The organism is Pseudomonas sp. DWP2-2 (assembly GCF_049897065.1).
Classification (GTDB): domain Bacteria; phylum Pseudomonadota; class Gammaproteobacteria; order Pseudomonadales; family Pseudomonadaceae; genus Aquipseudomonas; species Aquipseudomonas paracarnis.
On the sequence record NZ_JAFCVN010000016.1, the window covers coordinates 47346 to 69229 of the forward strand.

Annotated in this window: 17 protein-coding genes, 1 tRNA gene and 1 pseudogene; 12 read left to right on the forward strand and 7 right to left on the reverse strand. The window is 60.5% G+C overall.

Annotated features, from left to right (window positions below; genetic code table 11):
• Positions 1-7: 7 nt before the first annotated feature.
• From ACP7CZ_RS24770 to pqqE, 11 genes are all read left to right on the forward strand, one after another.
• Positions 8-3751, forward strand: coding sequence for a bifunctional diguanylate cyclase/phosphodiesterase (locus ACP7CZ_RS24770; protein WP_294138678.1), 3744 nt, complete (start codon positions 8-10; stop codon positions 3749-3751).
• A 15-nt stretch (positions 3752-3766) separates the two neighbouring features.
• Positions 3767-3843: transfer RNA gene (locus tag ACP7CZ_RS24775), tRNA-Ile, on the forward strand.
• Between the two features lie 112 nt (positions 3844-3955).
• Entirely contained in the window at positions 3956-4402 is a 447-nt protein-coding gene (locus ACP7CZ_RS24780; protein ID WP_003194755.1) for an Lrp/AsnC family transcriptional regulator, read from the forward strand.
• Positions 4403-4549: 147 nt separating this feature from the next.
• A complete protein-coding gene (locus tag ACP7CZ_RS24785; RefSeq protein ID WP_034128835.1) occupies positions 4550-6253 on the forward strand; it encodes a flavin monoamine oxidase family protein in 1704 nt (567 codons plus the stop codon).
• 10 nt (positions 6254-6263) lie between these two features.
• Positions 6264-7058 carry a carbon-nitrogen hydrolase family protein gene (locus tag ACP7CZ_RS24790; protein ID WP_034128836.1) on the forward strand — a complete coding sequence of 265 codons (795 nt, stop codon included), beginning with the start codon at positions 6264-6266 and terminating at the stop codon, positions 7056-7058.
• 48 nt (positions 7059-7106) lie between these two features.
• Complete coding sequence (gene pqqF, locus ACP7CZ_RS24795; protein ID WP_080757750.1) at positions 7107-9482, forward strand: pyrroloquinoline quinone biosynthesis protein PqqF; 2376 nt, start codon at positions 7107-7109, stop codon at positions 9480-9482.
• 158 nt (positions 9483-9640) lie between these two features.
• Positions 9641-9715 (forward strand): pyrroloquinoline quinone precursor peptide PqqA, encoded by a 75-nt coding sequence (gene pqqA, locus ACP7CZ_RS24800; protein ID WP_003194766.1) that lies wholly within the window; start codon positions 9641-9643, stop codon positions 9713-9715.
• A gap of 71 nt (positions 9716-9786) precedes the next feature.
• Positions 9787-10698, forward strand: a complete 912-nt coding sequence (gene pqqB, locus ACP7CZ_RS24805; RefSeq protein WP_034128837.1) for a pyrroloquinoline quinone biosynthesis protein PqqB — start codon at positions 9787-9789, stop codon at positions 10696-10698.
• An 11-nt stretch (positions 10699-10709) separates the two neighbouring features.
• A complete protein-coding gene (gene pqqC / locus ACP7CZ_RS24810; protein WP_003194770.1) occupies positions 10710-11462 on the forward strand; it encodes a pyrroloquinoline-quinone synthase PqqC in 753 nt (250 codons plus the stop codon).
• Positions 11459-11734, forward strand: a complete 276-nt coding sequence (gene pqqD, locus ACP7CZ_RS24815) for a pyrroloquinoline quinone biosynthesis peptide chaperone PqqD (protein ID WP_034128838.1) — start codon at positions 11459-11461, stop codon at positions 11732-11734. Before pqqC ends, pqqD begins: the two co-directional genes overlap by 4 nt.
• Positions 11727-12857 carry a pyrroloquinoline quinone biosynthesis protein PqqE gene (pqqE, locus tag ACP7CZ_RS24820; protein WP_052200001.1) on the forward strand — a complete coding sequence of 377 codons (1131 nt, stop codon included), beginning with the start codon at positions 11727-11729 and terminating at the stop codon, positions 12855-12857. The genes pqqD and pqqE overlap by 8 nt, the downstream gene beginning before the upstream one ends.
• A gap of 5 nt (positions 12858-12862) precedes the next feature.
• Here pqqE and ACP7CZ_RS24825 read toward each other — a convergent pair whose 3' ends face one another.
• From ACP7CZ_RS24825 to ACP7CZ_RS24840, 4 genes and pseudogenes are all read right to left on the reverse strand, one after another.
• On the reverse strand, positions 12863-13021 hold the full coding sequence (locus tag ACP7CZ_RS24825) for a YqaE/Pmp3 family membrane protein (RefSeq protein WP_003194776.1): 159 nt from the start codon (positions 13019-13021) through the stop codon (positions 12863-12865).
• Between the two features lie 93 nt (positions 13022-13114).
• Positions 13115-13432 (reverse strand): helix-turn-helix domain-containing protein, encoded by a 318-nt coding sequence (locus tag ACP7CZ_RS24830; RefSeq protein WP_014720197.1) that lies wholly within the window; start codon positions 13430-13432, stop codon positions 13115-13117.
• Positions 13416-13781 (reverse strand): annotated as a pseudogene (locus ACP7CZ_RS24835) (type II toxin-antitoxin system RelE/ParE family toxin). The gene ACP7CZ_RS24830 and the pseudogene ACP7CZ_RS24835 overlap by 17 nt, the downstream one beginning before the upstream one ends.
• 225 nt (positions 13782-14006) lie before the next feature.
• A complete protein-coding gene (locus ACP7CZ_RS24840) occupies positions 14007-15269 on the reverse strand; it encodes an aspartate aminotransferase family protein (RefSeq protein WP_294138634.1) in 1263 nt (420 codons plus the stop codon).
• A gap of 209 nt (positions 15270-15478) precedes the next feature.
• Between ACP7CZ_RS24840 and ACP7CZ_RS24845 the strand changes: the two genes are divergently transcribed.
• The gene (locus ACP7CZ_RS24845) at positions 15479-16378 is read left to right on the forward strand and encodes a LysR family transcriptional regulator (protein ID WP_294138632.1); all 900 of its coding nucleotides are present in this window, start codon (positions 15479-15481) and stop codon (positions 16376-16378) included.
• Positions 16379-16604: 226 nt separating this feature from the next.
• On the opposite strand, the gene ACP7CZ_RS24850 is transcribed toward ACP7CZ_RS24845, so the two are convergent.
• The 3 genes from ACP7CZ_RS24850 to ACP7CZ_RS24860 form a co-directional block, all read right to left on the reverse strand.
• Complete coding sequence (locus ACP7CZ_RS24850; RefSeq protein WP_294138630.1) at positions 16605-18383, reverse strand: acyl-CoA dehydrogenase C-terminal domain-containing protein; 1779 nt, start codon at positions 18381-18383, stop codon at positions 16605-16607.
• 233 nt (positions 18384-18616) lie between these two features.
• Complete coding sequence (locus tag ACP7CZ_RS24855; protein ID WP_070415475.1) at positions 18617-20386, reverse strand: acyl-CoA dehydrogenase C-terminal domain-containing protein; 1770 nt, start codon at positions 20384-20386, stop codon at positions 18617-18619.
• A gap of 90 nt (positions 20387-20476) precedes the next feature.
• Entirely contained in the window at positions 20477-21766 is a 1290-nt protein-coding gene (locus ACP7CZ_RS24860) for a GGDEF domain-containing protein (protein ID WP_014720203.1), read from the reverse strand.
• Positions 21767-21884: the final 118 nt, after the last annotated feature.

Sequence of the window (21884 nt, forward strand, 5' to 3'; positions counted from 1 at the left end):
GACCGTTATGCCCAGATTGCCGACCGTGATACTGCTGTCGCTGCTGACCTGGACCGCAACGGCTGGCGCGTTGACTCTTACGGATGATGAGCGTAGCTGGTTGGCGGACCATCAGGAGCTGCGCCTAGGCGTGGATGCGTCTTGGCCACCTTTTGAATATCGCGATGAAAATGGCCGATATCAGGGCTTGGCAGCCGATTACGTACGCCTGCTCCAGGACCGCCTGGGTGTGCGAATCAAACTGATCGAACCAGTTAACTGGACCGCAGTGCTTGAACAAGCCCGCAATAATCAGCTCGACCTGCTGCCGGGCATTATGTCCACCCCCGAACGCCAAAACTTCCTGGCCTTCACACGCCCCTATCTCGACTTTCCCATCGTCATCCTGGCCCATGAAGGCGGCGCGAAACCACGCAGCCTCAAGGATTTGTACGGGCTGAAAATTGCCGTGGTGGAGAACTACGCCCCCCATGAATTGCTCCGCACCCACCATCCGGACCTGAATCTGGTCGCCCTGCCCAACGTCAGTTCGACGCTGCAAGCCCTGGCCACCGATGAAGTGGATGCCGTGGTCGGCGACCTCGCCTCCAGCGTCTGGAGCCTGCGCCAACTCAAGCTCGACGGCCTGTACGTCAGCGGCGAAACGCCTTACCGCTACCAACTGGCGATGGGTGTCCCGCGGGATGAAAAAATCCTGGTGGGCATCCTGGACAAAGTCCTCGCCGATCTCAGTTCAGCCGAAACTGATGCGATCCAGCAACACTGGGTCGGCAGCTTCACCGATCACCGCACCTTCTGGGCTGACCTGCTCACGTACGGCCTGCCAGCGGTGCTGCTGTTGAGTACGGTGCTGGCGATCGTCATTCGGATCAATCGCCGGCTCAGCTCGGAAATTTCCCGTCGGGTCGCCCTTGAGCAAGAACTGCGAAGCAGCGAGTACCACTATCGCGGCTTGGTGGAGAGCTTGTCCGCCATCGCCTGGGAAGCAAGCATCAGCGACTTCACCTACAGCTATGTGTCGCCCCATGCCGAAGACCTACTTGGCTATCCCCGCGCCCATTGGCTGATTCCAGGCTTCTGGCGCAACATCATCCATCCCGCTGACCTGACCCGCGCCGAGGCCTATTGCTATCGGGAAACTCGTGCCAACCGTGATCACAGTATTGATTACCGGGTCATCACCGCTGATGGCCGCTGCCTGTGGGTACGTGACATTGTCAGCCTGATCGAACACGGCCACGAGCCAGTGCTGCGCGGCCTGATGATCGATATCAGCGAAGCCAAGCGCACCGAAGAAGCCCTGCAATTGTCCGAGCAGAAATTTGCCTCGGTGTTTCAGCAGTGCCCGGACATCCTGGTGATTGCCCGGATGTCTGATGGCTGCCTGCTGGAGGTCAACAAGGCATTCGAGGACCAGATTGGGCTGCGCGCCGACGAGGTGGTAGGCAAAACCGCCTCAGATCTGAATATATGGGGCATTCAGGGCGTCGGTCCGGATTTGCTGCAGCGGGTACAGACCACCAGTATCCGTAACCTGGAAATGTCCTTTCTGCGCAGCAATGGTCAGGCATTTACCGGGCTGATCTCAGCTGAGCCGTTCCAACTCGATACCACTGAAGCCCTAGTGGTGGTGGTGCGCGATATCACCGAGCTCAAGGAAACCCAACAGCAGTTGCAAACCTCCGAAGAGAAATTCGCCAAGGCATTCCATGCTTCCCCCGACGGTTTACTACTGAGTCGCCAAAGGGATGGCCTGCTGATTGAAGTGAACGAAGGTTTCAGCCACCTGACCGGCTTCACCAGCGCCTCTTCACTCGACCAATCTGCCTTGGACCTGGGCATCTGGGTCGACCTCAACGAACGCAAGCACATGCTGGAATTGATGCAACGCGACGGCTTTGTCCGCGATTTCATCTGTCATATCCGTCGTGCCGACGGCCAGATTCGCCTGTGCGAAGTGTCCAGCCGCCCACTGCCGATTGGCGACGAAGATTGCATGCTGACCATCGCCCGGGACATCACCGAACGCCAGTTGATGCAGGAAAAACTGCAGCAGGCCGCCACGGTGTTCGAAAGCACCGCCGAAGGCGTCTTGATCACCGACACACGGCAGAACATCAGCGCCGTCAACCGCGCCTTCACGGAGATAACCGGCTACAGCGAGGTTGAAGCCCTTGGCCATACCCCGCGCCTGCTCGCCTCCGGCCTGCACGACAGCGCGTTCTATGCGGCGATGTGGCACCAGTTGACGACCTATGGCCACTGGCAAGGAGAGATCTCCAACCGCCGCAAGAATGGCGAGGTGTATCCGAGCTGGCTGACCATCAGCGCTGTGCGTAACCGCGAGCAATTGGTCACGCACTTCGTTGCTGTGTTTGCCGACATCTCCAGCCTCAAGCTGGCCCAGGCCCGCCTGGATTATCAGGCCCACCACGACCCATTGACTGGCCTGCCCAACCGCACCCTGTTTGAAAACCGGCTGCAGGCCGCCCTCAACGGCCAGCAGGAAAGTGGTAAACAGGGCGCGGTGCTGTTTCTCGACCTCGACCGCTTCAAGCACATCAACGACAGCCTCGGCCACCCGGTTGGCGACCTGCTGCTCAAAGACATCGCCGTACGCCTCAAGGAGCAGTTGCGGGACGTGGACACCGTTGCTCGCTTGGGCGGCGACGAATTCATCATCCTGCTGCCCGGCTTGCAACAGGCCAGCGACGCCCAGCACTTGGCGAACAAACTGCTCGACTGTTTTACCCCGCCATTCCAGGCCGGCGAGCATGAGTTCTTCATCAGCGCGAGTATCGGCACCAGTCTGTATCCGCAAGACGGTACCGACGTCGCCACCCTGGTCAAAAATGCCGACGCCGCGATGTATCGCTCCAAAGCCAAGGGGCGCAACCGGGTCGAGCGCTACACCCGCGACCTGACCGCCCAGGCCAATGAACGCGTAGCGCTGGAGCACGAACTGCGACGCGCCATCGAACGTGAAGAATTGAGCCTGTATTACCAACCCAAACGCAGCCTGGTCACCCAACAACTGATCGGCGCCGAAGCCTTGATCCGTTGGCACCACCCGACCTTGGGCGAGGTCCCGCCCGAGCACTTTATTGCCCTGGCCGAAGAGAACGGCATGATCCTGCAAATCGGCGACTGGGTACTGGAACAGGCCTGCCGGCAGTTGCACGCCTGGCAAGCGGCTTTCGAGGATTTCGGCCCCCTGTCGGTCAACCTTGCAGGCGCGCAACTGCGTCACCCCAACCTGCTGTCACGCATCGAACAACTGCTGCGCGATTACCACCTCGAACCCGGCTGCCTGCAGCTGGAGATCACCGAAAACTTCATCATGAGCCAAGCCGAAGAAGCACTGGCGGTGTTGCACCAACTCAAGCGCCTGGGCGTACAGCTGGCAATCGATGATTTCGGCACCGGCTACTCGTCCCTCAGCTACCTCAAACGCCTGCCCCTGGACTTCCTCAAGATCGATCAATCCTTCGTCCGCGGCTTGCCCGACGACCCTCACGATGCAGCCATCGTGCGCGCCATCATCGCCCTTGGCCACAGCATGCAATTCACCATCATCGCCGAAGGCGTGGAAACCCCGGCACAACAAGCATTCCTCGCAAGCGAGGGGTGTGAACAGATGCAAGGCTACATCGTCAGCCTGCCCCTGCCGCCGGAGCTTTTTGCCGCCAGCTTCCTTCGTACACGGCACAAGGATTTTTCGGATGGCACAGTGAACAAACCATCGCTATAATCCGCGACCTACTGAGGGCCTATAGCTCAGTTGGTTAGAGCAGGGGACTCATAATCCCTTGGTCGTAGGTTCGAGTCCTACTGGGCCCACCATACTCAAAGCCGCGCACTGCGCGGCTTTTGCGTATCTGGCATCACGGTTCTTTCAGCCAGGCCAAGCCTGTACCATGCTTGCCCATTGCCCTCCCGCACTGGAGCTCTCCCCTTGCCCGCCCTAGACGAAATCGACCGCCAACTGATCGCCGCCCTGCAGCTCAACGCCCGTGAAAGCGTGGCCATGCTCGCCAGGCAGTTGGGCATCGCCCGCACCACCGTCACGTCGCGTCTGGCCCGCCTGGAGAAAACCCAGGTCATCACCGGTTACGGCGTGCGCCTGGGCCAGCGCGTTGCGGATGGTGGGTTGCAGGCTTACGTGGGCATTACCGTGCAACCCCGCTCCGGCAAAGAGGTGTTGCGCAGGCTGAGCGCCATGGCGCAAGTGCAGCAGCTGTGCGCGGTGAGTGGGGAGTTCGATTACGTGGCTTGGCTGCGCACCGATTCGCCGGAGCAACTGGACCAATTGCTGGACCAGATCGGCAGTGTCGACGGCGTGGAGAAAACCACCACCTCGATCATCCTCAGTAACAAATTGGATCGCGGACAACCAATCTGACCACTTAGCTCGTCACATTGACTAAAACTAGCGCAATCCGACGACAGATTGCGTCTTATTAACGCGCGTAACGTTCCCTAAACTGGCTGCCATCTTTTCCTATACTCAACGGGCCCTCCTCCCGCCGAGCCGTCAGTAAGGTCAGCCATGAGCATTCCGTCCAGCACTCTCAGCAAGCCCAATCGCCACCCGGGCGATGGCAAGAAACCCATCACCATCTTCGGCCCGGATTTCCCGTTTGCCTTTGATGACTGGATCGAACACCCCGCCGGGCTGGGCAGTATTCCTGCGGCTAATCACGGCGCCGAAGTGGCGATCGTCGGCGCCGGGATCGCGGGCCTGGTCGCGGCCTACGAGCTGATGAAACTCGGGCTCAAGCCCGTGGTGTATGAAGCCTCGAAGATGGGTGGCCGCTTGCGCTCGCAGGCCTTTGAAGGCGCCGAAGGCATCATCGCCGAGCTGGGCGGTATGCGGTTTCCGGTATCGTCCACGGCGTTCTACCATTACGTGGACAAACTTGGACTGGAGACCAAGCCCTTTCCCAACCCGCTGACGCCGGCGTCCGGCAGCACTGTGATCGATCTGGAAGGCCAGACTCACTACGCGCAAAAACTCTCCGATTTACCGGCACTGTTCCAGGAAGTCGCCGATGCCTGGGCCGACGCCTTGGAGGCCGGTTCGCAGTTCGGCGATATCCAGCAGGCAATCCGCGACCGCGACGTGCCACGGCTCAAGGAACTGTGGAACAAGCTCGTGCCGCTGTGGGATGACCGTACCTTCTACGACTTCGTCGCCACCTCCAAAGCCTTCGCCAAATTGTCCTTCCACCACCGCGAGGTGTTTGGCCAGGTCGGTTTCGGCACCGGCGGCTGGGACTCGGACTTCCCCAACTCCATGCTGGAAATCTTCCGTGTGGTGATGACCAACTGCGATGATCATCAACACTTGATCGTCGGTGGCGTGGCACAAGTGCCCATGGGCATCTGGCGCCATGTGCCGGAACGCTGCGCCCACTGGCCGGCCGGCACCAGCCTGAGCTCGTTGCATAGAGGCGCACCACGGGCAGGCGTGAAGCGCATTGCCCACGCCGCCGATGGCCGCTTTGCTGTTACCGACAACTATGGCGACACCCGCGAATACGCGGCGGTGCTGACCACCTGCCAAAGCTGGTTGCTGACCACCCAGATCGAATGCGACGAAACCCTGTTCTCACAAAAAATGTGGATGGCCCTGGATCGCACTCGCTACATGCAGTCCTCGAAAACCTTCGTGATGGTTGATCGCCCATTCTGGAAAGACAAAGACCCGCAAACCGGGCGCGACCTGATGAGCATGACCCTCACCGACCGCCTTACCCGTGGCACCTACCTGTTCGATAACGGTGACGACAAGCCGGGGGTGATCTGCCTGTCCTACTCGTGGATGAGCGACGCACTGAAGATGCTGCCCCAGCCTATCGACAAGCGGGTGAAACTGGCCCTCGATGCACTGAAGAAAATCTACCCCAAGGTCGACATCAAGGCGCGCATCATCGGCGACCCGATCACCGTGTCCTGGGAGGCCGACCCGCATTTCCTCGGGGCCTTCAAAGGTGCCTTGCCCGGTCACTATCGTTACAACCAACGGATGTATGCGCACTTCATGCAGAAGGATATGCCCGCCGAACAACGCGGGATATTCATCGCGGGTGATGATGTATCGTGGACGCCTGCCTGGGTCGAAGGCGCGGTACAAACCTCGCTCAACGCGGTATGGGGCATCATGAACCACTTCGGTGGCAGCACCCACCCGGAGAACCCAGGCCCAGGCGATGTGTTCGATGAAATAGGGCCAATCGCCCTGGCAGAATAAGGAGTTGAGCATGCGTGTCGCCCTGTACCAATGCCCGCCGCTGCCGCTGGATGTGGCCGCCAACCTGCAGCGCCTGCATCAACTGGCCCATGAGGCACACGGCGCCGATGTGCTGGTGCTGCCAGAGATGTTCCTCACCGGCTATAACATTGGCGCCGAAGCCGTTGGCGCACTGGCCGAGGCACAGGATGGGCCATCGGCGCAGGCGATTGCCGAACTGGCGCAAAGTGCCGGGCTGGCGATCCTGTATGGCTACCCGGAACGGGCCGAAGACGGCCAGGTATACAACGCCGTGCAGTTGATCGACGCCCAGGGCACGCGCCTGTGCAACTACCGCAAGACCCACTTGTTTGGCGATCTTGACCATTCGATGTTCAGCGCCGGCCCCGATGATTTTCCGGTGGTGGAATTGAACGGTTGGAAGGTGGGCATGCTGATTTGCTACGACCTGGAGTTTCCGGAAAACACCCGGCGCCTGGCCCTCGCCGGTGCCGAACTGATTCTGGTGCCCACCGCCAATATGGTGCCGTTCGACTTTGTTGCCGACGTCACCGTGCGGGCGCGAGCCTTTGAAAACCAGTGTTTTGTGGCCTATGCCAACTACTGCGGGCACGAAGGCGAGATTCACTACTGCGGGCAAAGCAGCATTGCCGCGCCGGACGGCCAGCGAATTGCCCAGGCCGGCCTGGATGAAGCCTTGATCGTCGGCACCCTGGATCGCCAATCTATTGTCGACGCCCGCGCCGCCAACCACTACCTGCAAGACCGTCGCGCCGAACTCTACGGCGCACTGCACAAGCCCTGACCCATTGGGTTTGCTAGCATAGGCACTTCCCACGCCTCGGAAGTGCCCATGCCTGCGCCGGTTCACCCTCATCCCCTTCACCTGACCCTCGCCAATGGCCTGCGGGTTTGCCTGCGCCATGCGCCACGCTTGAAACGCTGCGCCGCCGTTTTACACGTGGCTGCCGGCAGCCATGACGTGCCATTGGCCTGGCCTGGGCTGGCGCATTTTCTTGAGCACTTGTTGTTTCTCGGTACCGAGCGTTTTCCAGCCGGCGAAGGGCTGATGGCCTACGTGCAGCGCCACGGTGGGCAGGTCAACGCCAGCACCCGTGAGCGCACCACCGAGTTCTTCTTTGAACTGCCGGTGCCGGTTTTTGCAGACGGGCTGGCGCGTTTGGCGGACATGCTGGCTCACCCGCGCCTGGCCCTCGACGATCAACAACGTGAACGCGAAGTGCTGGAGGCGGAGTTCATCGCCTGGTCCCAGGATGCCAAGGCCCAACAGCAAGTGACGCTGCTGCAAGGCTTGGCGGCGGATCATCCCCTGCGCGGTTTTCATGCCGGCAACCGCGACAGCCTGCCGGTGGAAAGCGACGACTTTCAGCATGCCTTGCGAGGGTTCCACGCACGCTTTTATCAAAGCGGGCAGATGACCTTGAGCCTCGCCGGTCCACAATCGCTGGCCGACCTGCAGGCCTTGGCCCAGCAGTTCAGTGACCAACTGACGCCCGGCCCATTGCACCCCCAGGCCGCTCCACCGGCCTTGATGCATGGCCCGGCACACCGTTATCAGCACGTCGCCGGCCAACACCTGCATCAGGTCATTACCTGTAACGCGCCACGGGAAGCGCTGGCGTTTCTCTGCACCTGGCTCAACGCCTCGGCCGCCGGTGGGTTGCTCGCCGAGCTGCAAGCACGACGACTGGCCACCGCGCTGCAGGCGTCCGTGCTGTACCAATTCGCGGATCAAGCCGTGCTGGATATCCACTTCACTCTCGGCAGCGCGCGCGAACCGGCCACGTCGATCGAAGAGTTGCTGCACGACTGGCTGAGTTTCTTCGCACACAGCGACTGGACAGCATTACGCGAAGAGTTCGCCTTACTCAATGCTCGCCAGCAACAGGTCCAAGGCGCCCTGGCGTTGGCGCGCAACGATGCCCAAGACCTGTCGGAACAAGGCGCCGCAGTCCTCAAGGCCATGCTCGACTCACTGCACCTGCCCGCCTCCCGGCACCCTTGGCAACTGCCGCCCAATAACCCTTTGCTTCGTGCGCCCGCCAAGGAAGAACGCGCGGGCCTGATTCGTGGCCAAACCAGCGCCCACCGTGGCTTGCGCACCTTTGCCCAGGATCGCTCACGGGGCCGACGGGAGCTGTCAGCGTTGACCTTCAGCCAGGCGTTGGCGGAGGACACTGGCGAAGGCGCGCTGTACCTGCAGTGGCGGTTTGACTCGGCGGTACCCACCGGGCTGGAAAGCCTGTTGCGGCCGTTGCGCGAACAGGCACGCCAGGCCGGCGTCGAGTTGTCTTGCGAAACGATCGCCACTGACTGGCAAGTGAAGATGCACGGCCTCCACGAGCCCATGCCGGCGGTGCTCGAAGCGTTGGCGCGGTGTCTGAGTGACTCGGATGAACCTTTGCCACCGACCGCTCCCGTGCCGATGATCGCCATCCGCGAACTGCTCAAGGCGTTGCCCGCTTGCTGCGCGGGTGTTCAGCCCCAGCCTCAGGAGACAACAGCATCATGGGCTACCGCGCGCTGGCAGGCGCTGGGCGCTGGCCTACCCCCCGCCAGTGAAGCCGCGATCAAAGCCGCAGCGGCCCGGCTGCCTGGGCAACCGGCAAGCGTGCCTTATACACCTCACGTCCTTGACGGACAAAAGCGCTGGCACGCAGTCAGCACCGAATCCAGCGAAGCAGCGCTACTGTTATTCTGCCCGACGCCGACTCAATCCCTAGCCGATGAAGCCAACTGGCGGTTGCTCGGGCACGTGCTCCAGGGGCCGTTCTACCAGCGCTTGAGAGTCGAACTGCAAATCGGCTACGCCGTGTTCAGCGGCATCCGACAGATCAACGGCCAAACAGGCCTGTTGTTTGGGGTGCAGTCGCCCACCATCTCCCTAGACGGCATCGTCCAACAGTTGCAGGCCTTCCTGGGGCAACTGCCGTCGTTGATCGAGCGCAGTCCCGACTTGGGTAACCAGGCCCTCGCACAGCAGTTCGCGGCCCAGACGCTGCCTATCAACGAAGCTGCCGACTTGCTCTGGCATGCGCACCTGGCAGGCCATTCGTCGGGTTATCTGGATCAGATTCAACAGTTGATCCAAGCGTGCACGCGCGAGGATGTGCAGCGCGCCGCGCAACGACTCAATGACGCCGCAGGCGGCTGGCAATGCGTGGCCAACGGGCCGCGCATCAGCGACGACTGGCAAGCAGCGCCGTGATCATTGCCAACCCTGCAACAGGCTTTCTCCACCGAGACAGCGCTAACTTGAATAAAATTGCGTAACATTGCGCAGCAATATCTGAACATCTCCAATGGGAGGTGGACTATATGTATTACTTGGTAGTGAACGTCCCATCCCTTGATAGGAGTAAGAATATGACCTGGTCCAAACCTGCTTACACTGATCTGCGTATTGGTTTCGAAGTCACCATGTACTTCGCCAGCCGTTAATTGGCTGAGTGACACAACGCCTCGGTTCGCCCGGGGCGTTTTTGTTTTGAGCTGTGCTTGATGGAGCGATCATGTTTGTCCAGATTCTAGGTTCCGCCGCCGGCGGTGGCTTCCCGCAGTGGAACTGCAACTGCGTGAACTGCGCAGGTTTTCGCGATGGCAGCCTGCGGGCCCAGGCGCGTACCCAGTCATCCATCGCGATCTCCGACAATGGCGTGAATTGGGTGCTCTGCAATGCCTCGCCGGATATCCGCGCACAACTCCAGGGCTTTGCGCCCATGCAACCGGGCCGCGCCCTGCGCGATACCGGCATCAGCGCAATCATCCTGATGGACAGCCAGATCGACCATACCACTGGCCTGCTGAGCCTGCGCGAAGGCTGCCCGCACCAGGTGTGGTGCACCGACATGGTCCACGAAGACCTGAGCACCGGTTTCCCGTTGTTCACCATGCTGACCCACTGGAACGGTGGCCTGGCCTGGAACCGCATCGAGTTGGACGCCAGCTTCACCATCCCGGCCTGCCCCAACCTGCGCTTCACCCCGCTGCCGTTGCGCAGCGCCGCACCGCCCTATTCGCCGCACCGTTTCGACCCGCACCCCGGTGACAACATTGGCCTGATCGTCGAAGACCTGCGCACCGGCGGCAAATTGTTCTACGCCCCGGGCCTGGGCAAGGTCGACGCACCGCTGCTGGACATCATGGCCGGCAGTGACTGCCTGCTGGTGGACGGCACGATGTGGGACGACGATGAAATGCAGCGCCGTGGCGTCGGCACCCGCACCGGGCGTGAGATGGGCCACCTGGCACAGAACGGCCCCGGCGGCATGCTTGAAGTGCTCGAGCAACTGCCCAAACAGCGCAAAGTGCTTATCCACATCAACAACACCAACCCGATCCTCGATGAAGACTCCCCCGAGCGAGCGGAGCTGGTGCGGCGCAATGTCGAAGTGGCTTACGACGGCATGAGCATTGAATTGTAGGAGCGATAGAAATGACCGACACACCGTTGAGCAAGGCTGAGTTCGAAGCAGCCCTGCGCGCCAAGGGCGCCTTCTACCATATCCATCACCCTTACCATGTGGCGATGTACGAAGGCCGCGCCAGCCGTGAGCAGATCCAAGGCTGGGTCGCCAATCGCTTCTACTATCAGGTGAATATCCCGCTGAAAGACGCGGCGATCCTGGCCAACTGCCCAGACCGTGAAATCCGTCGCGAATGGATCCAGCGCCTGCTCGACCATGACGGCGCGCCCGGTGAAGACGGCGGTATCGAAGCCTGGCTGCGCCTGGGCCAGGCCGTGGGCCTGGACCCCGACCAACTGCGCTCCCAGGAGTTGGTGCTGCCCGGCGTACGCTTCGCCGTGGACGCCTATGTCAATTTCGCCCGCCGCGCCAGCTGGCAGGAAGCCGCCAGCAGCTCGCTGACCGAGCTGTTCGCGCCGCAAATCCACCAGTCGCGCCTCGACAGTTGGCCCCAGCATTACCCGTGGATCGACCCGGCCGGTTACGAATACTTCCGCACACGCCTGGGCCAAGCCCGTCGCGATGTGGAACACGGCTTGGCGATCACCCTGCAGCACTACACCACCCGCGAGGGGCAGGAGCGCATGCTGGAAATTCTCCAGTTCAAACTGGACATCCTCTGGAGCATGCTGGACGCCATGAGCATGGCCTATGAACTCAAACGCCCGCCGTATCACAGCGTGACCGAACAGCGGGTATGGCATAAAGGGATCACCCTATGAGCTTTGATCGCAGCAAAAAACCGACCTGGCGCCAGGGCTATCGCTACCAGTACGAGCCTGCTCAGAAAGGCCACGTGTTGCTCTACCCCGAAGGCATGATCAAGCTCAACGACAGCGCCGCATTGATCGGTGGCCTGATCGACGGCGAGCGCGACGTTGCGGCAATCATTGCCGAGCTGGATAAGCAGTTCCCCGGTGTGCCAGAGCTGAGTGACGACATCGAGCAATTCATGGAGGTCGCCCGTGCTGAGCACTGGATCACCCTTGCCTGAAAAACCAGCCATCGGCCTACCTCTGTGGCTGCTGGCCGAGCTGACCTATCGCTGCCCGCTGCAGTGCCCGTATTGCTCCAACCCGCTGGATTTCGCCGAGCAGGGCAAAGAGCTGAGCACCGAACAATGGATCAAGGTATTTCGCGAAGCCCGTGAAATGGGAGCTGCGCAGTTGGGTTTTTCCGGCGGCGAGCCGCTGGTGCGCCAGGACCTGGCCGAACTAATCGGCGAGGCCCGCAAGCTGGGTTTCTACACCAACCTGATCACCTCTGGCATCGGCCTCACCGAACAAAAAATCAGCGACTTCAAGAAAGCCGGCCTGGACCATATACAGATCAGCTTCCAGGCCAGTGACGAACAGGTGAACAACCTGCTGGCCGGCTCCAAAAAAGCCTTCGCGCAAAAACTGGAAATGGCCCGAGCGGTGAAAGCCCACGGCTACCCGATGGTGCTGAACTTCGTCACCCATCGCCACAATATCGACAAGATCGACCGCATCATCGAGCTGTGCATTGCGCTGGAAGCAGATTTCGTCGAACTCGCCACCTGCCAGTTCTACGGCTGGGCACAGCTCAACCGCGTGGGCTTGCTGCCCACCCGCGAGCAGTTGGTACGCGCCGAACGCATCACCAATGAATACCGTGCCAAGCTGGAAGCCGAAGGCCACCCCTGCAAGCTGATCTTCGTGACACCGGATTATTACGAGGAGCGCCCCAAAGCCTGCATGAATGGCTGGGGTAGCATCTTCCTGACAGTCACACCCGACGGCACCGCCCTGCCCTGCCACGGCGCGAGGCAGATGCCCGTGCAGTTTCCCAATGTGCGCGACCACAGCATGCAGCACATCTGGTACGACTCGTTTGGCTTCAATCGCTTTCGTGGCTACGACTGGATGCCTGAGCCATGCCGTTCATGCGACGAAAAAGAAAAGGACTTCGGCGGCTGCCGTTGCCAGGCCTTCATGCTCACTGGTGACGCCAGCAATGCCGACCCTGTATGCAGCAAGTCCGAGCAGCACGGCATCATCCTGCAAGCGCGGGAAGAGGCCGAACATGCCACCCAGACCATCGAGCAACTTGCCTTTCGCAATGAGCGCAACTCAAGGCTCATTGCAAAAGGCTGAGGGCCTCAACGCTTGGCGATGATGTACACCGCGTGGATGATGCCAGGGAAGTAACCGCACAGGGTCAGCAGGATATTCAGCCAGAATGCACCGCCGAAACCTACTTGCAGGAACACACCCAATGGCGGCAGCAGAATGGCGATGATGATACGAATGATGTCCATGGGTCAGCTCCAGAAAATCGGCTCGTGTGAGCCGTGTAGCTAATCGACCTTGGCGGTTCGTGAGGGTTCAGTGGATTCTGGCATTGGGCCATCTCAGGCCAGAATCTGCAGGCCATGTTTTTGCACGATACTCAATAACTTGAGCGCCATGCCACTGGGCCGCTTCTCTCCCGACTCCCATTTTTTGACCGTGGACGCGCTGGTGTTCAGGTAGCGGGCGAACACAGGTTGGCTGACATGGCTGCTTTCACGTAGTTGCTTGATCTGTTCGGCAGGGATTTGATCTGGCATGGATAAGCACGCCTCATCATATTCTCGCAGAGTGGTTTTGCTGATGGCGCCGACAGCATGAAGTGCCTTGGCTGACTGGTGAATGGACTCAAACGCCTCGCTTTTATACTTCTTGGTCATGATGTATCTCCACAAACTCCTTGAGATCCAGCATTTGCTGAATCTGTGCTTCGTTTAACCTTTCATAAGTTTTGGCCAGTGATCGAAACCAAACAAGTTCGCTCTACGTAATGTTGCCTTGATCCTTCTTCGCGAACAGCAACTGATAAACCCAATAGTGCCTACCCTTGGCCAATATGATTGAACGATGTCGATTTTGGTTGAGGCGTTTTTTCCAGACACCACCGCCCAGATTATCTGCCTGCCCCCTCAGCATTTCGCCAAACGCCTCCCTCAACTCCGAATCGCAGATCCAGGCTTTGTTGGCCGCCTCGGCAAATCGCCGTGTTTTAAACAACCTGAGCTTCACGGAGGTCCCTTCACAAAAACATACCACCCAGTGGTATAGATTAAAAGTCGAGCACGCTGTGCCCCATCGGCGGTCCTTGCCGACGTCCGCTAAGAAACCACTGTTCCCAGGGAGGCTCAATCAACGTTTTCACACCAGAAATTACCCAGACAAAAAAACGCCCCCAGCCAAAAGAATCAGGCTGGAGGCGCCGCGTATGCCGCGAGACGGTTCAGGAAACTGGGGTCAAACGGCGATGCCCTTGCGGCATTGCACTTGAGCGGTGCGCACCCGAGAAAAGGCGCGGGCAAGCCGCAGCAGCATTTCGTCGATGTGGGTTTTGCTGATATTCAGCGCAGGGGTAAAGCGCAGGCAGTCAGGTTGTGAGGAGGTGAGAATCAGGCCTTCGAGCAGCGCGGCCTTGACCACTGCTGCGGCGCAATCGTCCGACAGTGTCAGGCCCCAAAGCAGCCCGTTGCCGCGCAAGGGCCCATGGTCGTAACGGTAGGCAAGCCGGGCAAGGCCTTCTGCGAGGTACAAGCCGGATTCGCGTAGGTGCTCGAGAAAGCCGTTCTCCAATAGAGCGTCGAGTACGGCGATACCCGCAGATGCCATCAGTGCATTGCCGTGATGTGTACCGTCCAGCTCGCCCGGTTCGAAGCAACAGGCATTACCACGCGCCACCAGCGCCGCCAAGGGCACACCGCCGCCCAGGCCTTTGCCCAGGGCAATGATGTCGGCGCGCACGCCGTATTGCTGTTCGGCGAGCAGGCTGCCGCAGCGGCCGATACCGGTTTGCACTTCGTCGAAGATCAGCAGGATCCCGAGCTCACGACACAGGCGTTCGACGCCTTTGAGGTAATGTTCTGTCGCAGGGACGACACCGCCGCCGCTTTGTATCGGCTCCAGCATGATGGCGACGGTCTGCGCATCGACCGCTGCATGCAGGGCCGGCAGATCGTTAAACGGCACTTGGCTGAAACCTGGCAACTGCGGTTCGAACCGGTTTTCGCAGGCCATGGCCGACGCCGACATCGCCCCAAGGCTCCGGCCGTGGCAGCCATTGCTTACCGTGATGACGTGGTAAGCGCCGCCACGATGCAGCTGGCCCCACTTGCGTGCCAACTTAATGGCCGCTTCACAGGCTTCGGCACCCGTGTTGAGCAAGTAGGCCTGATCACTGCCGGTGTGGTGGCACAGACGGTCGACGAGGTCCAGTTGCGCGCGGTTGTGCAAACCCAGGCCAGGGTTGATCACGGTGTGCATCTGTTCGGCAATGGCGTCGCGCACGGCCTGAGGACTGTGGCCCAGGCTGTTGGCGCCGCCGCCTTGACTGAAATCCAGATAGGCGCGGTCGTCAGCGTCCGAAAGCCAGGAGCCCTGCCCCTGCACAAACACCTGGGGCGGGCGCGCCACAGTGGGCATCAGGCACTGGCTGGAAACCTCTGCACGCGGGGCATGCACAAGCAGGTCATCCAGACTCGGCGCGAAGCGACGGAACAAGTTCACACTTCACCTCCGTTGGCAACCTGACCTTGGTCGATGCCGCCTGCCAATAAGGTCTTCAGATTTTTTGCCTTGCCTATGTAAACGCTATCAACAAAAACGCTGTTCATTGTCCGATCCGGCCCTGTAAGCCCTGCGAATAGGCGCTAGACTAGGCGCCTCGGGGGCCAGCGGCCATTTCGATTTTCCAGCTTTTTCGATAAGCAAACCTTATGGATTTCAAGCAACTGCGTTATTTCGTCGCGGTGTATGAGGAAGGCCACGTAGGCCGCGCCGCGGAGCGTCTGTCGATCTCCCAGCCAGCGCTGTCGCAACAGGTTCGCCAACTGGAACAGAACCTTGATGTAAGTCTGTTCGAACGTAGCAGCAAGCGTCTGCTGCCAACGCTGGCGGCGCACACTTTATACAACCACGCGTTGCCGCTCATTGATGGGATGCAGCAAGCCGTGGAGGCACTGCGCAACTTCAAGGGCCAGGCCATGCGCACCCTGGCCATCGGCGTGCTGCAAACCGTGCACACCAGCCTGGTGCCGCAGATGCTTGAGCGCGTGCGCAAGGCCCAGCCCCATCTGGTGGTGCAGATCTACGAGCTGACCGGGCTTGAGATTGAGCGGCGGTTGCTCAATGGCTCACTCGATATCGGCATCAGCTACCTGCCACCCCGTCAGCCGGGCCTGCACGGCGTGTTGCTGTATGAAGACGAGCTGAAGCTGGTGATACCCGAAGATCATCCGTTGCGCGAGTTCAAGAAAGTCTCGCTCAAACAAGCCGCCGAGTTACCGATGTTGCTGCTGGGGGAAGAGTTTCAGGTTCGGCAGATCTGGCAAGGCCAACTGTCCAACCTCGGGCGGCGTCCGCAAGTGCAGGCGGAGCTCAATACCATGGTGGGCATTCTCGACAGCCTGCCTCACACTCGCTTGGCGACGGTGCTGCCTGGGCGCTCCCAGGACGAACACAACAGCAAGGCACTGCTGTGGAAACCCTTGAGCGAGCCCAGGGTGCCGCTGAAAGTGGGGTTGGTATGCCGCGATGTGCAACGCCAGCAGGCGACGGTGGCGTTGCTGCGCACCCTGCTGGAAGACGTGATGAATGCCCCGTCGGCAACCGCCTGACTTTTTCGCGGGCAAAAGAAAACCCCGCCGAAGCGGGGCTTTGCAGACTGTTTCCCTGACATCCATTTCACTCCGCCGTCCTGGCAGAATCCTACGTGTCCGTGTTGTTGCTTTGCGCTTCCTGCGCGACGTCCATGTGAAGTAGATTAGCCGTGGATCCAATATGGCGATAGAGGACGATTAGCAGCACGTCATGTAAGAGAATGCTTACACGCCCTCCTCCCCCTTAAAACAGGGCTTCATCCATCAGGAACAGTGATTCGCTACCGGCTTTTACCGACGCACTCAACGAGTGGATACGCGGCAACAGACGGGCAAAGTAGAAACGCGCAGTTCCCAGTTTGCTGGCGTAGAAATCCTCTTCGCCTTCCTTGCCCAACGCCGCCTTGGCCATGCGCGCCCACATATAGGCATAGGCCATGTAGCCGAAGGCATGCAGGTATTCCACCGAGGCTGCGCCGATTTCATTAGGATTGCTCTTGGCGCGGTCCAGCACCCAGGCCGTCAGCTCATCCAGGTTACCTACTGCCACACCCAGGGGCTTGGTGAACTCGGCCAACTCAGGGCCCGATGCGGCGATGAACTGGCGGATCTCATCGGCGAACAAGGTATAGAACACACCGCCGCTGCCGACGATCTTGCGCCCCATCAGATCCAGGGCCTGAATGCCGTTGGTACCTTCGTAGATCTGGGTGATGCGCACGTCACGCACCAATTGCTCCTGGCCCCACTCGCGGATGTAACCGTGACCACCAAACACCTGCTGGCCGAGTACGGTGGTTTCCAGGCCCAGGTCAGTGAGGAACGCCTTGGCAACTGGCGTCAACAACGCCACCAGGTTATCGGCACGCTCGCGCGCCTGCGCATCGTCGCTGAACTTGGCGATGTCCAACTGCGTCGCCACGTAGGTGGAAAACGCCCGGCCGCCTTCGTTCGCCGCCTTCATGGTCAGCAACATGCGACGGACATCCGGATGCACGATGATCGGGTCTGCCGGCTTGTCCTTGGCCTGTGCGCCGAGCGGGGAACGGCTCTGCAGACGGTCGCGGGCATATTCAATCGCGTTCTGATAGGACCGCTCGCCAGAAGCCAAGCCCTGGATACCGACGCCCAGGCGCTCATAGTTCATCATGGTGAACATCGCAGCCAAGCCACGGTTGGGCTCACCGACCAGGTAACCCACGGCTTCGTCGAAGTTCATCACACAGGTGGCGGAGGCCTGGATGCCCATCTTGTGTTCAATGGAGCCGCAGTTCACCGGGTTACGCGCGCCCAGGCTGCCATCGGCATTTACCAGGAACTTCGGTACCAGGAATAGCGAGATGCCCTTGGGCCCGGCCGGTGCGTCAGGCAGTTTGGCCAGCACCAGGTGGATGATATTTTCAGTGAGGTCATGCTCGCCACCGGTAATGAAGATCTTGGTGCCGCTGACCTTGTAGGAGCCGTCCGCCTGAGGCTCGGCCTTGGTGCGGATCATCCCCAGGTCGGTACCGGCATGGGCTTCCGTCAGGCACATGGAACCGGCCCACTCACCCGAATACATCTTCGGCAGGTAGGTGGCCTTGAGCTCTTCACTGGCATGGGTGTTGATCGATACACAGGCACCGGAGGTCAACATCGGGTACAGGCCGAAAGCCAGGCTCGACGAGTTGATCATCTCTTCAACCTGCGCCGACACCGCCTTGGGCATGCCCATGCCGCCGTAGGTCGGGTCGCCGCCCACGCCTACCCAGCCGCCTTCGGCGTAGGTGCTGTAGGCCTGGGGGAAACCGTCGGGAGTCGTCACGGCGCCGTCCGCCCAGTGGCAGCCTTGCTCATCGCCGCCGCGGCTGAGCGGGGCAATGGATTTGGCGGTGACCTTGCCGGCCTCTTCCAGGATCGCTTCGACGGTTTCGGCGTCAACGCTGTCTGCCAATGCCGGTAACTGGGCCCAAGTATTAGCGACCTCAAACACTTCGTTGAGGACGAAGCGCATATCACGCAACGGCGCTTTGTAATCAGCCATGGCAAACCTCGTGAGAACGTGAAAAGTGATTCGATAGGATCGGTTTTACAAACGCCGAGTGTACCCGAACAACTTTTCAGACACATAGGGTCCGTTCGTGACCGTTAAGTATTTACCAGTCACACAAGGAAGCTTTCCTGTAGGAGCGAGCTTGCTCGCGAAAAACTCACAGGCGCCGCGTTCATTCAGCAAGCACGCGTTATCGTTGACGTTCTTCGCGAGCAAGCTCGCTCCTACAGGGAGAAAGCGTCAGCTGGGAGACTCATCAGGCATTCGCTCCCTGCCTCTACCGCAGCACGGTGCATGGCCGTACGCGGCAACAAGCGCTTGAAATAAAAGTCGCAGGTCGCAAGCTTCGCCTGGGCAAACCCTTGGTCGTCCTGGCCGTGCGCCGCGATCGCCATACGCAACCACAGGTAGGCGAGGATGATGTAACCGCTGTACATCAGGTAATCCATGGCCGCCGCGCCCACTTCATCAGGGTTTTTCATCGCCGCCGTGCCGACCTTCAAGGTCAGTTCGCCCCATTGCTGGTTCAGTTCATTGAGTTGCGCCACATGGGCCTTGAGTTGCGCATGCTCGGCATTGGCCGCGCAGAACTTATGCACAATTTTGGTAAACCCACGCAGCAACTTGCCCTGGCTGCCCAGCACCTTGCGCCCGAGCAGGTCCAGGGCCTGGATGCCGTTGGTGCCTTCATAGATCGGCGCAATCCGTGCGTCACGGGCCAGTTGCTCCATGCCCCACTCGCGAATATAGCCATGACCACCGAATACCTGCATGCCGTGGTTGGTCACCTCCAGGCCGGTTTCGGTCATGAAGGCTTTACAGATCGGCGTGAGGAAGGCCAACAGGTCCTCGGCTTCCTGGCGTTGGCCAGCGTCGCTGCCAAGGTGCGCGGTATCGAGCAGTTGCGCGGTGAAATAGGTCAACGCGCGGTTGCCCTCGTTGAAAGCCTTCATGGTCAGCAGCATGCGGCGTACATCGGCGTGCACGATGATCGGGTCAGCGGCTTTCTCCGGGGCCTTGGCGCCGGTGAGCGAGCGCATCTGCAAGCGGTCGTTGGCGTACTTGATCGCGCCCTGGAAGCTCGCTTCACCGTTGCACAGGCCCTGCATTCCCGTGCCCAGGCGGGCGTGGTTCATCATGGTGAACATGCAGTTGAGGCCCTTGTTCGCCTCGCCAATCAAATAGCCTTTGGCGCCATCGAAGTTCAACACGCAGGTGGCAGAGGCCTTGATGCCCATCTTGTGTTCGATGGAGCCGCAGTGCACCGCATTGCGCTCGCCGGAGTCGGCATGGAACTTGGGCACGATAAACAACGAGATGCCCTTGGTACCCGCCGGCGCGTCCGGCAGCTTGGCCAGCACCAGGTGGATGATATTGGCGCTCATGTCGTGCTCGCCGGCCGAGATGAAGATCTTGCTGCCGGTGACCGCGTAACTGCCGTCCGCCTGCGGCACGGCGCGGGTCTTGATCAAGCCCAGGTCGGTGCCGCAGTGGGCTTCGGTCAGGCACATGGTGCCGGTCCATTCGCCAGCGGTGAGCTTGCTCAGGTAGGTGGCTTTCTGTTCGTCGGTGCCGTGGGCGTGGATGGCCGACATCGCACCGTGGGTCAGGCCCGGGTACATGCCCCAGGAGGTGTTGCTGGAGCCGATCATCTCGCTCAACACCAGGCCGAGGGAATGGGGCAGGCCCTGGCCACCGTAGGCCGGGTCTGCCGCCACGCCGTGCCAGCCGCCTTCCACATACTGGGCAAAGGCTTGCTTGAAGCCTTTGGGAGTGGTCACCACGCCATTATCGAAATGGCAGCCCTCTTCATCGCCGCTGCGATTGAGCGGCGCGAGTACGTTTTCGCAGAACCTGGCGCCTTCTTCGAGGATCGCACTGACCATGTCCGGGCTGGCATCCGTGGCGCCCAGGGCCGCGTAGTGGCCGTGGAAATCGAATACGGTGTCGATCAGAAAGCGCATGTCGCGCAAGGGAGCTTTGTACTCAGGCATGGCAATGTCTCCGGCAGCAGATAGGGTTAACCTACTGCCGGCCGTGGCCGTGGACAATCACTGTAGCGCTGCTGAATACACCGCCATTACTCAACCGGCAGCGCTCTCCATGCGCACCGCGCCACGGCGGGTTTGCCCGGCGGCGACCACACAATTACGCCCCGCACCCTTGGCGGTGTAAAGCGCCTGGTCGGCGGATTTGAGCACCTCGTCGGGGCTGCGTTGTTCGGCCTGGCGCTCGGCCACACCGATGCTTACCGTCACCGACACGCTGGACGCGCCGCTGCCGGCACGGCGCTGGCGGCCTTGATGATCGTCCTGGGGGCGGTCCGGGTTGCGCAACTTGATGTCGTAGCTGGCGATGATCTCGCGGATCTCCTCCAGGTGCGGCATGCACTCATCCAGGGTCTTGCCGGCAAACACCACGGCAAACTCTTCACCGCCGTAACGATAGGCCCGCCCGCCGCCATTGACCTTGGACAGCTTGCTCGCCACCAGGCGCAGCACCTGGTCGCCCACATCGTGGCCGTGGGTGTCATTGAAACGTTTGAAGTGATCGACGTCGCTCATCGCCAGCACATAGTTGCGACCTAGCCGCTGCATACGCTCGTTGAGGGCACGTCGCCCCGGCAAGCCGGTGAGCTCATCACGAAACGCCATTTGATACGCCTCGTGCGCCACCCCCGCAGCGATCATCAGCATCACCTGGCTGCACATGATGTTGAGGGTGAACGGCAGGATGAAGGTTTGCGGCAACATCCAGAACATGCCCAGCAACCCCACCAGTTGTGCCGCGTGCAGCGGCCGCGGCTGGTACCAGTATTGGGCGGCCAGGGTGAGAAAGCCGATCAGGAACATCGGGTAGGAAAGTTGGATCAGGCTCATCCAGGCGCCATGCAGCATCGGCCAACGGATCTCCGCCAACCAGCCCAGCAAGGCCTGGGGAAAACTCTGCTCCAGGGCCAGCGCCACACTGCCCACCGCCAGCAGCACCGCACAGCGGGCGACGAAGTCGCGGAACAGATGGGTCTTTTCCTGCCACAGCGCATAAATGCTGAACAGCAAGGGCAACAGCAGGCAGCACAGGTGGAACACCACGGCAGCGTCTTCACGCACGCGGCCATTGTCCCGGTAGAAGTCGGTCTGGGTATCCAGCAGGAAATAGGCGACGTACACCGTGACCATCAGGAACAGCTCACGCTGGCGTCGATACACCGCGCAATAGGCGCCGCCGAGCAACAGCACCAGGGTGGGCAGCACGTTGAACAGCGAGGTGAAGAAGACGCTGAGGTCCTTGACGTACGCAGCCGAGAGCCCGGCCAGCAACAGCAGCAGCGAAGGGAGAAAATGGCTGAAACGTACAGCGGACACGCGTGACAAGGGTAAAGCTCCGACCCGCTAACGAATAATGGCACTGTGCCGCTAAGCGATCAGTTAAGCACAACCGACCGAGCATGTATCACATTGCCATCACTGTAACGGCAGCTCATCATAATCC

Coding starts and splice junctions, on each gene's coding strand:
- ACP7CZ_RS24770 (WP_294138678.1), top strand. CDS start 8: ATGCCCAGATTGCCGACCGTGATACTGCTGTCGCTGCTGACCTGGACC.
- ACP7CZ_RS24785 (WP_034128835.1), top strand. CDS start 4,550: ATGAGCATTCCGTCCAGCACTCTCAGCAAGCCCAATCGCCACCCGGGC.
- ACP7CZ_RS24790 (WP_034128836.1), top strand. CDS start 6,264: ATGCGTGTCGCCCTGTACCAATGCCCGCCGCTGCCGCTGGATGTGGCC.
- pqqF (WP_080757750.1), top strand. CDS start 7,107: ATGCCTGCGCCGGTTCACCCTCATCCCCTTCACCTGACCCTCGCCAAT.
- pqqB (WP_034128837.1), top strand. CDS start 9,787: ATGTTTGTCCAGATTCTAGGTTCCGCCGCCGGCGGTGGCTTCCCGCAG.
- pqqC (WP_003194770.1), top strand. CDS start 10,710: ATGACCGACACACCGTTGAGCAAGGCTGAGTTCGAAGCAGCCCTGCGC.
- pqqD (WP_034128838.1), top strand. CDS start 11,459: ATGAGCTTTGATCGCAGCAAAAAACCGACCTGGCGCCAGGGCTATCGC.
- ACP7CZ_RS24825 (WP_003194776.1), bottom strand. CDS start 13,021: ATGGACATCATTCGTATCATCATCGCCATTCTGCTGCCGCCATTGGGT.
- ACP7CZ_RS24830 (WP_014720197.1), bottom strand. CDS start 13,432: ATGACCAAGAAGTATAAAAGCGAGGCGTTTGAGTCCATTCACCAGTCA.
- ACP7CZ_RS24845 (WP_294138632.1), top strand. CDS start 15,479: ATGGATTTCAAGCAACTGCGTTATTTCGTCGCGGTGTATGAGGAAGGC.
- ACP7CZ_RS24850 (WP_294138630.1), bottom strand. CDS start 18,383: ATGGCTGATTACAAAGCGCCGTTGCGTGATATGCGCTTCGTCCTCAAC.
- ACP7CZ_RS24855 (WP_070415475.1), bottom strand. CDS start 20,386: ATGCCTGAGTACAAAGCTCCCTTGCGCGACATGCGCTTTCTGATCGAC.